At 41.4% G+C, this 11,968-nt stretch carries 14 protein-coding genes; 6 read left to right on the top strand and 8 right to left on the bottom strand.

Going from position 1 to position 11,968, the window contains the following annotated elements:
- Complete coding sequence (locus GFB47_RS15760) at nucleotides 1-897, bottom strand: DMT family transporter (RefSeq protein ID WP_178306534.1); 897 nt, start codon at nucleotides 895-897, stop codon at nucleotides 1-3.
- Nucleotides 898-1,063: 166 nt separating this feature from the next.
- Here GFB47_RS15760 and GFB47_RS15755 point away from each other — a divergent pair, with 166 nt between their 5' ends.
- Complete coding sequence (locus GFB47_RS15755) at nucleotides 1,064-1,627, top strand: nucleotidyltransferase family protein (protein ID WP_153448918.1); 564 nt, start codon at nucleotides 1,064-1,066, stop codon at nucleotides 1,625-1,627.
- A 70-nt stretch (nucleotides 1,628-1,697) separates the two neighbouring features.
- On the opposite strand, the gene GFB47_RS15750 is transcribed toward GFB47_RS15755, so the two are convergent.
- The 5 genes from GFB47_RS15750 to GFB47_RS15730 all read right to left on the bottom strand — a co-directional run bounded on the left by GFB47_RS15750 (nucleotide 1,698) and on the right by GFB47_RS15730 (nucleotide 5,191).
- Nucleotides 1,698-2,213: a copper chaperone PCu(A)C gene (locus GFB47_RS15750; RefSeq protein ID WP_153448917.1), complete on the bottom strand. Its 516-nt coding sequence runs from the start codon at nucleotides 2,211-2,213 to the stop codon at nucleotides 1,698-1,700.
- Nucleotides 2,213-2,812 (bottom strand): SCO family protein, encoded by a 600-nt coding sequence (locus GFB47_RS15745; protein WP_153448916.1) that lies wholly within the window; start codon nucleotides 2,810-2,812, stop codon nucleotides 2,213-2,215. The genes GFB47_RS15750 and GFB47_RS15745 overlap by 1 nt, the downstream gene beginning before the upstream one ends.
- Entirely contained in the window at nucleotides 2,809-3,294 is a 486-nt protein-coding gene (locus GFB47_RS15740) for a hypothetical protein (protein ID WP_153448915.1), read from the bottom strand. Before GFB47_RS15740 ends, GFB47_RS15745 begins: the two co-directional genes overlap by 4 nt.
- A gap of 158 nt (nucleotides 3,295-3,452) precedes the next feature.
- Nucleotides 3,453-4,367 carry a DUF368 domain-containing protein gene (locus tag GFB47_RS15735; RefSeq protein ID WP_153449039.1) on the bottom strand — a complete coding sequence of 305 codons (915 nt, stop codon included), beginning with the start codon at nucleotides 4,365-4,367 and terminating at the stop codon, nucleotides 3,453-3,455.
- A gap of 140 nt (nucleotides 4,368-4,507) precedes the next feature.
- Nucleotides 4,508-5,191 carry a hypothetical protein gene (locus GFB47_RS15730; RefSeq protein WP_153448914.1) on the bottom strand — a complete coding sequence of 228 codons (684 nt, stop codon included), beginning with the start codon at nucleotides 5,189-5,191 and terminating at the stop codon, nucleotides 4,508-4,510.
- Between the two features lie 180 nt (nucleotides 5,192-5,371).
- On the opposite strand from GFB47_RS15730, the gene GFB47_RS15725 reads away from it, so the two are divergent.
- Complete coding sequence (locus GFB47_RS15725) at nucleotides 5,372-5,782, top strand: cytidine deaminase (RefSeq protein ID WP_153448913.1); 411 nt, start codon at nucleotides 5,372-5,374, stop codon at nucleotides 5,780-5,782.
- A 157-nt stretch (nucleotides 5,783-5,939) separates the two neighbouring features.
- Nucleotides 5,940-6,932: an endonuclease/exonuclease/phosphatase family protein gene (locus tag GFB47_RS15720; protein WP_218619100.1), complete on the top strand. Its 993-nt coding sequence runs from the start codon at nucleotides 5,940-5,942 to the stop codon at nucleotides 6,930-6,932.
- Between the two features lie 55 nt (nucleotides 6,933-6,987).
- Here GFB47_RS15720 and yjeH read toward each other — a convergent pair whose 3' ends face one another.
- Both yjeH and GFB47_RS15710 read right to left on the bottom strand, forming a co-directional pair.
- Nucleotides 6,988-8,280 (bottom strand): L-methionine/branched-chain amino acid transporter, encoded by a 1,293-nt coding sequence (gene yjeH / locus GFB47_RS15715; protein WP_153448911.1) that lies wholly within the window; start codon nucleotides 8,278-8,280, stop codon nucleotides 6,988-6,990.
- Nucleotides 8,281-8,324: 44 nt separating this feature from the next.
- Nucleotides 8,325-9,281, bottom strand: coding sequence for an AEC family transporter (locus GFB47_RS15710; RefSeq protein WP_153448910.1), 957 nt, complete (start codon nucleotides 9,279-9,281; stop codon nucleotides 8,325-8,327).
- Between the two features lie 221 nt (nucleotides 9,282-9,502).
- Here GFB47_RS15710 and GFB47_RS15705 point away from each other — a divergent pair, with 221 nt between their 5' ends.
- The 3 genes from GFB47_RS15705 to GFB47_RS15695 all read left to right on the top strand — a co-directional run bounded on the left by GFB47_RS15705 (nucleotide 9,503) and on the right by GFB47_RS15695 (nucleotide 11,759).
- Nucleotides 9,503-10,366: an alpha/beta hydrolase gene (locus GFB47_RS15705; protein WP_153448909.1), complete on the top strand. Its 864-nt coding sequence runs from the start codon at nucleotides 9,503-9,505 to the stop codon at nucleotides 10,364-10,366.
- 114 nt (nucleotides 10,367-10,480) lie between these two features.
- Complete coding sequence (gene ppnP, locus GFB47_RS15700) at nucleotides 10,481-10,762, top strand: pyrimidine/purine nucleoside phosphorylase (RefSeq protein ID WP_153448908.1); 282 nt, start codon at nucleotides 10,481-10,483, stop codon at nucleotides 10,760-10,762.
- A 439-nt stretch (nucleotides 10,763-11,201) separates the two neighbouring features.
- The gene (locus tag GFB47_RS15695) at nucleotides 11,202-11,759 is read left to right on the top strand and encodes an isochorismatase family protein (RefSeq protein WP_153448907.1); all 558 of its coding nucleotides are present in this window, start codon (nucleotides 11,202-11,204) and stop codon (nucleotides 11,757-11,759) included.
- Nucleotides 11,760-11,968 lie beyond the last annotated feature (209 nt).

The raw sequence follows: 11,968 nt of genomic DNA, 5'->3' as shown, positions 1-11,968 counted from the left end.
TTAAGGCGTTTTTTTATTTTTTTGTAAGATCACCAGCAAAATTCCGCCTAAAATCATCAAAGAGGCGACCACAAACGATAAGGTGATCGGCTCGGCAATCAATATCATGCCACCTAGCGCCGCGATCACCGGAACCAGTAATTGCACCACGCCCGCTTGAGTGGCGCTTAATCCTCGCAACGCCACATACCATAATGCATACCCTATGCCGGATGTGACTGCCCCTGATGTTATCGCCAATAATGTCCCATCAAAGCTTAATTGAGGGGGGATAAAGATAAAAACCAATAATAACAATAAGCTGAAAGGCAAGCTGCGGATAAAATTTCCGCTGGTATCGCATAAAGGATCATCGCATTGCTTACCACGAATGGTATAGCCTGCCCATGCAATACCAGCAATCGACATCAACACAAAACCACTTAAAGATGGCGAACTTAAGTTGGGTAAAACTAAGTATAAGAAGCCACAAAAAGCTAACGCGATGCCCAATAATTCTGCCGTTTTTAATTTAGCGCCAGTGAGTGATGAATATAAAATCATGGTGACTTGTACTGCGCCAAATAAGATCAACGCCCCAACCCCAGTATCGAGCGAGAGATAAGCGATAGAGAAGGTGACCGCATACAGAAATAACATCAAGGCCGATAGCCAACTGCCTTGAGCTTTAGAATGGTTGTTTTTGTCCGAGCTGGTGGCAGCAGAAAAGACGTTTCGACCTTGTAATACCAACCACAACATCATCGCGCCAGAGGTTAAGCGAATAATGGTAAAACTGTATGGATCTAAGTGAGCCACGGTTAATGCCAAACGGCCTAGTACCGAATTAGCCGCAAAGGCGATCAGCGCAATAACGGTGAATAGCACTGTGATGGAGAGGGTTTGAGGCTTGGCCATAATATGCAAACTCTTAAAGCTAGTCTTGTGGTTGAGAGGTAAAGTATCACACTAAATGTTTACATAGGCTTATGGATTGCTGGTTTATTCATTTTTCCATAAGATGCAAAGTGAAATATTCTCATAAAATTGTTATTTCCTAAATCGGATACGTTGGAGAGTTAGCATGAACAAAATTAACTTAGTGAAACAGCTGATCAACGAAGTTAACCGCTTACATCTTCAATTTTTTCGCGATTATTTTGAAGCTGGCAGAATTGAGCCAATGAATCTATTTCGCACGATTAGCAAGGTGCCAGTTAACCACATTTACACTTATCGCTTAACTTTGCATGAAAGCATTAATGATTATTTAATGACGGCGGATATTGATATCAAATATTTTTATCGAGTAAAAACGCGTGAAAGTATTGATGATAAAATCAGTCGATATTCAATGCGCGACGATCAATACCCCGTCAATAATTGGCTTAACGATATTTTTGGTGCACGGGTTATCTTAAGTGCGGATGAAATAGAATCTATCATGGAACAACTTGATGGTTGGCAAGAAGAGCTGAATCTTAAAAATTGGTACTTACGTGATAAAGAAGGTTATCGCGGTCTACATGTTTATTTCAAAAATAAATCTAATTTTTATTTCCCTTGGGAATTACAAATCTGGGATATCAACGATTTACAAAGTAACATTGAAAACCATGAAAAATTCAAACGTTCTTTTATGTGTTAGTTGATAAGAAACTAACACATATTTGTATCTCGTATCCCATTTTGATGGACATTCCATTTCAGATTGAATCTTAATGATCCATTGAATGTTCGTCGCTCATCTCGCCTTTTTTATGCTCACCGTGATGCGACATATTTTTCATGCCTGCCATGACTTTTTTGACCGGAACGGTTAATTCTTCAGTGTCACCATTGGCATAAGTAAGCGTTACACTAATGGTTTTCCCCTCGACTAATGGCTGTTTTACATTCAGCAGCATGATATGAAAACTTCCCGGTTTTAACACTAACTCACCGTTTGATGGCAATGGTATGTTGTTTACCTGGCGCATTTTCATCATGTCGCCATTCATTTCAACCGTATGAAGTTCGACTTTTTCAGCTGCATCACTGGAAGCGGAAACTAAGCTTCGGTCTTTATCTTGATGATTTTCAATGGTCATAAACACGGCGCTATTAACCGCATTTGGCGGCGTGGCTCGGGCATAAGGATTGTCGTATTTTAACCCATCATGAGCCAAGGCTGAGGCACTTAAAAGTAGCGCACTAAGAGAAAGAGTCGCGAGTGAGGCTGCTTTACATTTCATTATGAGTTTTCCTTTTCTAATTGCTCAATAGCAACAATGATCGGTTGTGGGTTGAGGGTATGTGGTACTTTTTTAAGCAAGGTACCATCGGGTTTTAAAAAGTAGAAATAAGAACTGTGATCGATGGTGTATTTTAATGCCGAATCTTTCAGCTCGGTTTTTTGAAATATCACTCCATAGCGATGTGCCAAGCTGGAAATATTGTCGACAGAGCCTGAAAATCCTTCAATGTTTGGGTGAAAGTAATGGGCGTATTTTTGAGCATCGGTGCCAGAGTCGCGCTCAGGGTCGAGAGTAATAAACATGGGGCGGATTTTATCTAACTCCGCTTGAGGCAGTTGTTTTAAAGCCGCAGACAACATGGCCAGTGAGGTTGGGCACACATCTGGACAGCGAGTAAAACCAAAATACACCACTCGGATACGCGGATCTTGCGGGTCAAAAATATTCACCTCTTTGCCGTCATCGGCTTGCAATACAGTGCTGTTTGATAAGGTGGAATTTTTTGCGCTATTTAAGGCTGAATTGCTGAGATATAAATTCGCCCCCACTCCAATCATAGAGGCTAAAATCAATAAAATAATCCAAGACGTCTTCATTTTTCCATCCTAACTGACGTGTAAATTTTTTGTTGGTGGCTATCGGTTAAAGAGCCAATCCAAGTCATTTTAGTGTAGGTGCAAATTGGCAAAACAATACTTCCTTGATAACTGCCATCTTTTTGTTTGAGCACGGGGAATTTCACCACGCCGAGATCCATTTCTAACCCGCGTAGGGTAAGCATTAACTTATCGCTGGTTTGATTCGGCCACTCGACCTTAATATGTGTTTCGTCTAACGGGCGAACAATATCGTTATCTAAGGTGATATTGACATTATTTTGTTGGCATGTAGTGGTGGATAAGGCGCAATAACGCGATAAATCCCACTTAGGTGCGGTCGATGTGAAAGCCTTATTTTGCTTAATAAAGGAATAAAAACTGGGGGCGTAAAAACCAACCACTAAAGCTATTCCAATCAATAAAATCGGAATAAATTTAGAGGCGTTACTTGGCTTACTTGAGGCTGAGTTTGCTGACAATTCCCTGTCCTATCAATATGGTGACTGATAATGATGTTACCATAAGGTATCAAATGGAGCAGTATTTGTTATTGGTTTGTGAGCTAATGGTTCCATAATAAAACGCCCAGATTCAATCGAAACTGGGCGGTGTCTATTTGAGTGTGTCACTTCAGATATTAATCGTGCTGCGCAAACTTCTCCAGCAGCCACACCACTAAGATCCCACCTAACATACATACGATGGACAGTAACAATTGCGAAGGTTGCCCCATGGTATGTTCAAAGGTGGTTGGCAATAAGTTGTGTTGCAGCAGTGGCACTTTTTCGCCATGCGAATTCATCATCCAACTCACGGTTTCTTTCCAAGGCCAAATCTTTGGTAGCGTGCCCACCATTAAGCCCGTTAAGAAAATTAAAGTGGCATCGCGGTGTCGTTTTAACAGCCAAGCCAGTAGATGTGAAAAGGTTAATAAACCACATACCGCGCCAATCGCAAATAAGCTAATAATGCCAAGGTCGAGAGATTTCACCGCCGCTAAAATGGTTGGATAAATACCCAACAGCAATAGAATAAAGCTGCCTGAAATACCCGGCAAAATCATGGCGCAAATGGCAATACCACCGGCAATAATTAAATTAATCGGAGTGGCTTGCATATTTAATGGTTGTAGAACAGTGATGGAGTAGGCGAGAGCCACCCCTAGCGCCAAGAAAATCAAATAGCTGAGTTTTCGGCCTTCTACTTGTTTTAAAATATGCACCACAGAAATTAAAATCAAACCAAAGAAGAATGACCATAACGGAATAGGGTGGGTCACCAAGAGCCAAGAAATCAATTTGGCTAAGGTTAAGATGCTGGTTAAAATGCCACCAAATAGTGCGACTAGAAATCCGGCATTGATGTGCAGCAGAACCGCTTTAAAACCTTCACGCTTCCATAAACCCAATAGGCTAGGGTTAATTTTTTGAATGCTGCCAAGTAAGGTGTCGTAAATGCCAGTAATAAAGGCAATCGTACCGCCTGAAACACCAGGAACAACATCCGCTGCGCCCATCGCAACGCCTTTGAGGTAAGTATAGAAATAGTTCATTGACCAGAATACCGTTAACTGAAAGGCGATGCGGATCATCACCTTGATTTAGATGCGTAGGTTGTCACGCTTTCCGCATAAAGAAAAGTCATTTGATGGTCAATTTTTATGAATGAGGCAAATTGAAGGCAATTGTGGAATTACTGAAACGCCCACCAAAACGCTTGATAGAAAGCATCTTTGGCATTTTTCTCAATCACTAAGCCGTTGGATGACAATAAACGATCAAATGGCCAGGTCATTACTTCTTGAACCGACACTCTGAGTCTGGCTTTGTTTTTAAACTTTCGACGTTGATAAAAAGGCAGCTTGAGTTCGTGATTTACCCCTTGTGCCAAGGTCAGTATCTTTTGCCCAGTCGGTAAGTGAGGTTGGATCGCAATCAGGTTATTACTGACAAATAAGGTGCGGCTGATGGGATCGCAAAAAATCATTTTATTAGGATGATCGTCACTCACAATTGAGGTCTGTAGCAGTTGGCCTTGCCATAGTTTAGGAGTGCGATGGGATAAAACGTCATCAAATTTGAGATCGGTACGCTTTTCAATTAAGGCATGAGTGGCGTAAAAATAGGCTTTAGAATAAGCCAACCACCATTCAGATAAGTATTGATGGTAGCTCGCGGTGGGGGAAATGATTGCTTTAACGGTGCCAAGTTTGGATAACTCTAATTGTTTTTGCGTATTGAGTTCAATCGGAGAGATCACCAACAATTTATCTTGTTCGAGTTTCACCACGATCATACGCTGAATATGCGTTAATCCAAACTTTCGATATGGCATATCCTCATACCATACTCGATCTTTTTGCCATTCAATCAACATCAAACTTGCTTCCTGCAAATTAAAAACCCAATTCAGTGTATAGGATCATAGCTAGTGGCGTCAGCGTGTTTTTACCAATAAGCGAACTTCTATCAAATTTATTAATAACTCTTTTTAAGATCCGTTGTTTTTGCTGTGTTAACTGGCTATCTTTTCATCAAAAGAGAGTATGAGAATGTTATGAATAATATTGAAATGTCGCTTTATCAAGCCGCAATTAATCTTATTGAATCACGTTACCCTGCAGGTTGGGGTGGTGCGGCAGCGATTCGAACTGAGTCGGGTAAGATACTGACCAGCATCGCGCCAGATGTTAAAAATGATGGCTTATCACTGTGTATGGAGGTGGGGGCTTATTTAGAAGCGCATAAACTCAATGAACGAGTGACTCATTCACTGTGTCTATGTCGTGAAGATGAAAACAGCAAATTTTTAATATTGACGCCGTGCGGTATTTGCCAAGAACGGCTAGTGCATTGGGGCGGTGATGTACAAGCTGCGATCACCACTGCTGATAATAAACTGGTCTTTAAGTCTATTCGAGAACTGATGCCTCACCATTGGTCTTTGGTGAATGGTGACACACTTTAATTTTGTCGTTTAGCGCAGAGCCTGTATTGTATTTGGATGATAAATAACCAGTAAGGATGCCGGTATCATGTTTTGGTTACTATTTTTTTGCACTGTGCTATGCGTGATTTTTTGTGTTGTACCTTTGTCTCGTCACCCTCACTGGATAGTGCGAGCCATGGACTTTCCTCGGCTACAAATTGCTCTTTTCTTGATTTTTTTAGTGATTGCCGATGTAGTATTTCTCGACTTTAATTTGGGGAGCAGTTGGACTTTACTATTGACATCGATGGTATGTTTAAGTTGGCAACTGTGGTGGATTTTGCCTTATACCCCTTTGTGGAAAAAAGAAGTAAAAACCGCGAGAGATCATCGCCCTGACAGTGAAGTTAGCATCTTAACCGCGAATGTATTAACGCCTAACCGCAATGCTGAGGCGTTAATTGAGTTGGTGAGGGAGCATAAACCGGATGTATTGGTCACATTGGAGTCGGATCAATGGTGGCAAGATCAGCTGGTAGAACTGAGTGATGAGATGGGTTATAGAATTAAGTGTCCATTGGATAACCTTTATGGCATGCATGTTTTTTCACGTTTTCCGCTCGAAGATCCTACGATTTCTTTTTTAATTGAAGAGGATGTTCCCTCTATTCATGCTTTATTAGTATTACCCACGGGCGATAAGATTCGGGTTCATTTCCTGCATCCTGCGCCGCCAAGCCCAACTGAAAATGAAGAATCGACAGAGCGAGATGCAGAGTTGGTGATCGTCGGTCGAAGTGTAGCGGAAAGTGATTTACCCATCATAGTCACGGGGGATCTTAACGATGTGGCATGGTCGGCCACTACTCGGCTGTTTAGAAAAATTAGTGGCTTACTCGATCCACGAGTTGGGAGAGGGATGTTTAATACCTTTCATGTCGATTATTTCTTTTTACGTTGGCCGTTGGATCATCTTTTCCATAGTGAGCATTTTACTTTGAAATCGATTCAGCGTTTACCATCTATTGGATCGGATCATTTCTCTTTGCTTACTCGACTTGTCTATAATCCTGCTTATGGCTCAAATCAAGAAGGATTAGAGGCGGATGTTGCGGATAGACAATGGGCACAAGATATTAATCAGCAACAAGAATCGAATAAAAATGATGTGCCAAGTTTCAGAGATTAACAGTTCAATTTAAACGTGTTCATCGGTTAGCAAACTTAGCTCAGCACTTATTAACTTAAGGGGTGTTGGATAATGACGGCTTACCTTTCTTTAACCACTTGCCCCACGGTAGTATCAGTACTGCGAAGATACTGATCGCATACAACATACTCCAACCTAAACATAGAAATACTACGCTGCATAATAAGGTTGAGAACCCTGCGAGATATTTTGCCCAACCAGTCAATAATCGATAGGCCGATAACATCGCAAGCAAATACAGCAACACAAAGACGCTGTTCGCCAGTTTGACTAAAGTTTCTAAATCGAGATTGGTGAGGTGTCCAAAGGTGATAGATAAAAACAGCACTACCGCTACAGCGTATGTCGCGGTAGTGGGCACGCCACGTTTGGATAAATGGGTTAAGCGACTGCTGGGTTTATAGTCTCGAGCTTGTGACCAAACCAAACGTATCATGCTTTGGGTGTATAAATTAATACTGGCAAAACAAGCGAAATAGCCAATCACCGTGATAACGGCGGCCAGTTTATTGCCAAGTAACTGTTCGCTTAACCAAGGGATTGAACTGTGGGCGGAAATATTGGGCTCAAAGGCATGAAATTTTAAGATCACTACCGAACATGCCCAGTAAATAAAGCCGGCCACAAAACAACCCAGAATGATCGCGATAGGAAAATCTCGTTGCGGATTTTTAAACTCTTCTCCCATGTGGGTAAAAGCTTCAATCCCAACAAAGCACCAAAACATCACCGCTAATGCAGTACCAATCGGCAGTATGGCTGAAGAATTTAAGCTCGGCATCGAAATATCATCTAAACCAATATGCCCTTGCCAAAAGAACACTCCAACCAGCGCAAAAATACTCAAAGCAATTAAAGTCTGAAAATGGGACGAAGACTTACTGCCCATTAAAGTGATAGTCAAAATAAGCACGATGGTAAGCAATTCGGCTAAATAATGGCCGTTTAAAAAACCGATACCATGGCTAAGAAAGTTAGGTAATAACGCATGCCCAAATCCGCCGGCTAAGGTGATAGCGGCGGGCAAACCGACTGGAAGCACACTTAAAAATAACCAAGCGACACTGCGTTCGGTTTTCGGATTAAAAGCCTGACGGACAAAATAAGCTGTGCCACCGGCATTAGGATAACGTTGTCCTAAAATGGCAAAAGTGAGAGCGATAGGGCAAATGGCAATAAATAGAATTAGCCATGCCCACAGTGACCAAGTGCCTGCTAAGTTGGCGGCAATGGCGGGGATCATAAATAACCCAGTGCCGAGTAAAGTGGTCGATAGCTGACCAATACCACCGAGCAGGGTAATGTCTTGTTTTAATTGTTGGGTCACATTGATCTCATTAGGCTGAAATTTGGGCTAAGCGCTCAAGGGTATTACATTAAATTCAAGCTTGAAAGCAGCATAATGCCTAAGCTGCAAGTAACAATCGATCCGATTGTGGTTAACGCAATAATATTGGCGGCTAAGGTCGCGCTTCCTCCCATCGAGCGTGCCATGACATAACTGGCTGCAGCGGTAGGGGCGGCGCTCATAAAGAAGATAATACCCAACTCTTGATTGTTGAAACCAAAATAATAAGCCGTAATGGTGATAAATAATGGCGCTAAAATCAGTTTGTAACCGGTGGCGATAATGTTCGGAAATCGGTCATGTTTAAGTTCACGAATGTTAAGTGACCCCCCTGTGCATAATAGCGCCAGTGGCAGTGTCATATTGGCAAAATATTGCCCAGCATGGGTGATGATTTCTGGTACAGGAATACTTAATGTATAGACAATGAGAGCCAATAAAATTGAAAGTATCAAAGGGTTTTTCGCCATTGACTTTATCATGCCAAGATACGCCTTAGCGTTTGAATTTTCTCCTTTAGGAGTAAGAGCAATAACCGCGAGAATGTTATATAGCATGGTCAAAGAAGCCACATAAACGGCAGCGATAGCCACACCGGTTTCACCATAAGCGTTGGCGACATAGGCTAAAGCAATAATTGCCGTATTTGCTCGAAACCCACCCTGAACCACGACGCCTTTTTGACTAGGATCTTTAATAAAAAAGCGAACAGTAAAAGCGGTAAACAGAAAAAAGAGTGTATTGCTTATTACGCCAAACATGACTAACGGGATGCTTTCAGTGCCAATTGAGGTTGAGTTGATAATACTTAAAAAAAGCATCGCAGGTAAGGTGACTTTAAACACCAGTTTAGAGGCCACATCAATAAAATTATCATTGATCACCTCAAAACGACGCAATACCACCCCAAGTAGGATCATCAAGCATATTGGGCCGGTAATCGAGGCCGAAAAAGCGAAGTGTTGTATTAGTTCATTCATGCTTGATCCGTAAAATAATTGAAAAACGGTGCTAGATTGGAGAAAAAGACAGATTCCAGTATAAATAATACAAATAAAAAAGATATTATGTTCAAGATAGTATCAGTAAAACGGCAATTAACTTAATTTTAACAAATTCCATTATTATTAATTATCTCAATATGATATTACTTGTGAAGATATGACAATGCACCCAGTTTAAAAAGACATGAGATCACTTTATGAGCAATAAGATTTACTTTAATACTCCCGGTCGCTTTAGTGTTAAGCGCAGCATGGTGAATGTGACCACACGTTTACATCATACGATTGCTCGTAAACATGCGATTAAAACTGCCAAAAAACTGCTGTTAACTCCAGCGCGATTAAAGGCGAAAAACCCAGATCCACAAAATCTGATCCGAGGCAAAGTCGCGTGCGAAGAAGGACCACTGGCCACTTACTCATTAGGGGAAGGGCCGGTATGGCTGATCACGCATGGTTGGTCGGGCTCGACATCGCAATTTTTTCCTTTAATGGAGCATATTGCCGCGCAAGGGTTTACCGCTTTAGCCTTTGATTACGCAGGGCATGGTGAAAGTGGTGGGCGTTATGGCCATTTACCCGCTTTTGTTAATGCAATGGATGCGATGGCAGATTCTGTTGATAATATTGCCGGTATCGTCGCTCATAGCATGGGCAGCGCCGCGGTTTTAGAATCGAAACATCGCAATTTAAAAGACAAGCCTTTGTTGCTTGTAGCCCCGGTCGTCAATTATCTTGATAACTTAATGCTGATGATCCAACGCTCTGGTTTTTCGATTAAATTATTTAATGAAGTGATTTCAGAAGTGGAAAGCCAATATCAATATCCTTTGCAAAGTATCGATCCACAAAAACGTTTAATCGAGCGTCAAGCACCTACTATGATCGTGCATGACAGCGAGGATAAGTTTGCCAACCATAGTATTAGTGTTGAAATGAGTGAGCAAAGTCAATGGGTCGATTTGATTAGCGTGCAAGGGTATGGACATAACCGAATCATGAAAGCCGACGAAACCATGCAAGCCTTTGAGCGCTTGGTGGAAAAATCGTTATTAAAGTGAGTAAAACTCCGCACTAATAAAAATAAATCTTGAGTACGTATCCAAGCTCAGATAAAAAGAAATGTCCATTTATTAGATTCAAGTATGACAAGTCAATTTATTAAGGAAGTCAAAATGATCAAGGAAAGTACTTACTTTGAAGGTTCAGTAAAATCATTAGGTTTTACTCAAGCCGATGGCGATAGCAGTGTTGGTGTGATGGCGGCTGGTGAATACACCTTTGGCACCGCCGCGCCAGAGAAAATGACGGTAGTAAAAGGCGCGCTAACGGTAAAATTACCAGGCACTGAAGCATGGGTTACTTATGAAGCAGGACAAGCCTTTGATGTCATTGGTGACTCATCGTTTGATTTAAGAGTAGCGACTCCCACCGCTTACTTGTGTGAATATCTATAAACGATAAATTTCAATTTTTTCTCTATAAAAACGAGCGACGAAAGTGGATCACTTTGTGGCTCGTTTTTTTATGCCATACCAATTTCGTTTAATATTTTATCAATTTGAATACGCCGAAAAGGCGCTGATCCATCCTTGGTCGCTTGAGAAAAGGCCATTCATGGCCTTTGACACTTTTCTCTGTACTCAATTTTGAACGATCATTAAATTGACTGAATTAGTATTAGGGGCTGTTGATCTTTCGTGGTTGTTTTTGCCTCGATTAAAAGGCTTTTATCTCGAACAAAATTTAATCACGAAAGATCAACAGCCCCTAGTAAAGGTGGAAAGAGAATCGATAAACCTGACACAAAATTGAACCAAGATCACGCTTTCCGGTCTATGATTGCGATTAGTTACATTATTATCATTACTTATTTTATCTAAAGCCGGAGAGCCGATGTCTATTACAACCTTAGATCCAAAAACTGCCTTAATCGTGATTGATTTACAAACAGGAATTTTGGCCCTGCCAACTTGCCACGATACCGATCCTGTGGTGGAAAAATCATGTCAGTTAGTGACGGCTTTTCGTGACAAAAATCTACCGGTCGTTCTTGTTAATGTTGCGGCAGGTGCGCCGGGTCGTACCGATCAAGGCGCTTCACATGGTGAGTTCCCAGCCGAATTTATACAACTGGATGCGCGTTTAAATGTACAAGCAAGCGATCACCTTGTGACTAAAAAAACATGGGGCGGATTTGTTAATACCGACCTTGATCAATATTTAAAAGCGCAAGGCGTTACTCAAGTTGTGATCGTCGGTGTAGCGACCAGCATTGGCGTGGAATCAACTGCTCGTCAAGCATGGGAGCTGGGTTATAACGTGACTTTAGCGACAGATGCAATGACAGATTTAAATCTTGATACCCATAATAATAGCGTGAACTTAATCTTCCCTCGCATGGCTGAAACTGGTTCGACTCAAGATGTTTTAACCCTGATTGAGCAGATCTAAAATCTAAAGTGGGCAGTTAAGTATCTAAGCCGTGTCTCTTGAGATCACTTAGCTATCCGCTGTTTCATTATGTTATCGTTTATGGCTTTATGTTATTATTTTGTGTTGAAGATCATCTGAAGTATTAAGATGTTACCGATTTAAAAGCATGAAGTCATAAAGGATTATTATGAATGCGATGGCGGCGATACGTCCCCTAATACTGCTGT

It is taken from the genome of Vibrio algicola, assembly GCF_009601765.2.
GTDB lineage: Bacteria > Pseudomonadota > Gammaproteobacteria > Enterobacterales > Vibrionaceae > Vibrio > Vibrio algicola.
This window is presented reverse-complemented; position numbering and strand designations above follow the sequence as displayed.

What these genes read in the sequence shown, in the direction of transcription:
- GFB47_RS15760 (WP_178306534.1), bottom strand. Translation starts at nt 897, where the DNA reads ATGGCCAAGCCTCAAACCCTCTCCATCACAGTGCTATTCACCGTTATT.
- GFB47_RS15755 (WP_153448918.1), top strand. Translation starts at nt 1,064, where the DNA reads ATGAACAAAATTAACTTAGTGAAACAGCTGATCAACGAAGTTAACCGC.
- GFB47_RS15750 (WP_153448917.1), bottom strand. Translation starts at nt 2,213, where the DNA reads ATGAAATGTAAAGCAGCCTCACTCGCGACTCTTTCTCTTAGTGCGCTA.
- GFB47_RS15745 (WP_153448916.1), bottom strand. Translation starts at nt 2,812, where the DNA reads ATGAAGACGTCTTGGATTATTTTATTGATTTTAGCCTCTATGATTGGA.
- GFB47_RS15735 (WP_153449039.1), bottom strand. Translation starts at nt 4,367, where the DNA reads ATGAACTATTTCTATACTTACCTCAAAGGCGTTGCGATGGGCGCAGCG.
- GFB47_RS15730 (WP_153448914.1), bottom strand. Translation starts at nt 5,191, where the DNA reads ATGTTGATTGAATGGCAAAAAGATCGAGTATGGTATGAGGATATGCCA.
- GFB47_RS15725 (WP_153448913.1), top strand. Translation starts at nt 5,372, where the DNA reads ATGAATAATATTGAAATGTCGCTTTATCAAGCCGCAATTAATCTTATT.
- GFB47_RS15720 (WP_218619100.1), top strand. Translation starts at nt 5,940, where the DNA reads ATGGACTTTCCTCGGCTACAAATTGCTCTTTTCTTGATTTTTTTAGTG.
- GFB47_RS15710 (WP_153448910.1), bottom strand. Translation starts at nt 9,281, where the DNA reads ATGAATGAACTAATACAACACTTCGCTTTTTCGGCCTCGATTACCGGC.
- GFB47_RS15705 (WP_153448909.1), top strand. Translation starts at nt 9,503, where the DNA reads ATGAGCAATAAGATTTACTTTAATACTCCCGGTCGCTTTAGTGTTAAG.
- ppnP (WP_153448908.1), top strand. Translation starts at nt 10,481, where the DNA reads ATGATCAAGGAAAGTACTTACTTTGAAGGTTCAGTAAAATCATTAGGT.
- GFB47_RS15695 (WP_153448907.1), top strand. Translation starts at nt 11,202, where the DNA reads ATGTCTATTACAACCTTAGATCCAAAAACTGCCTTAATCGTGATTGAT.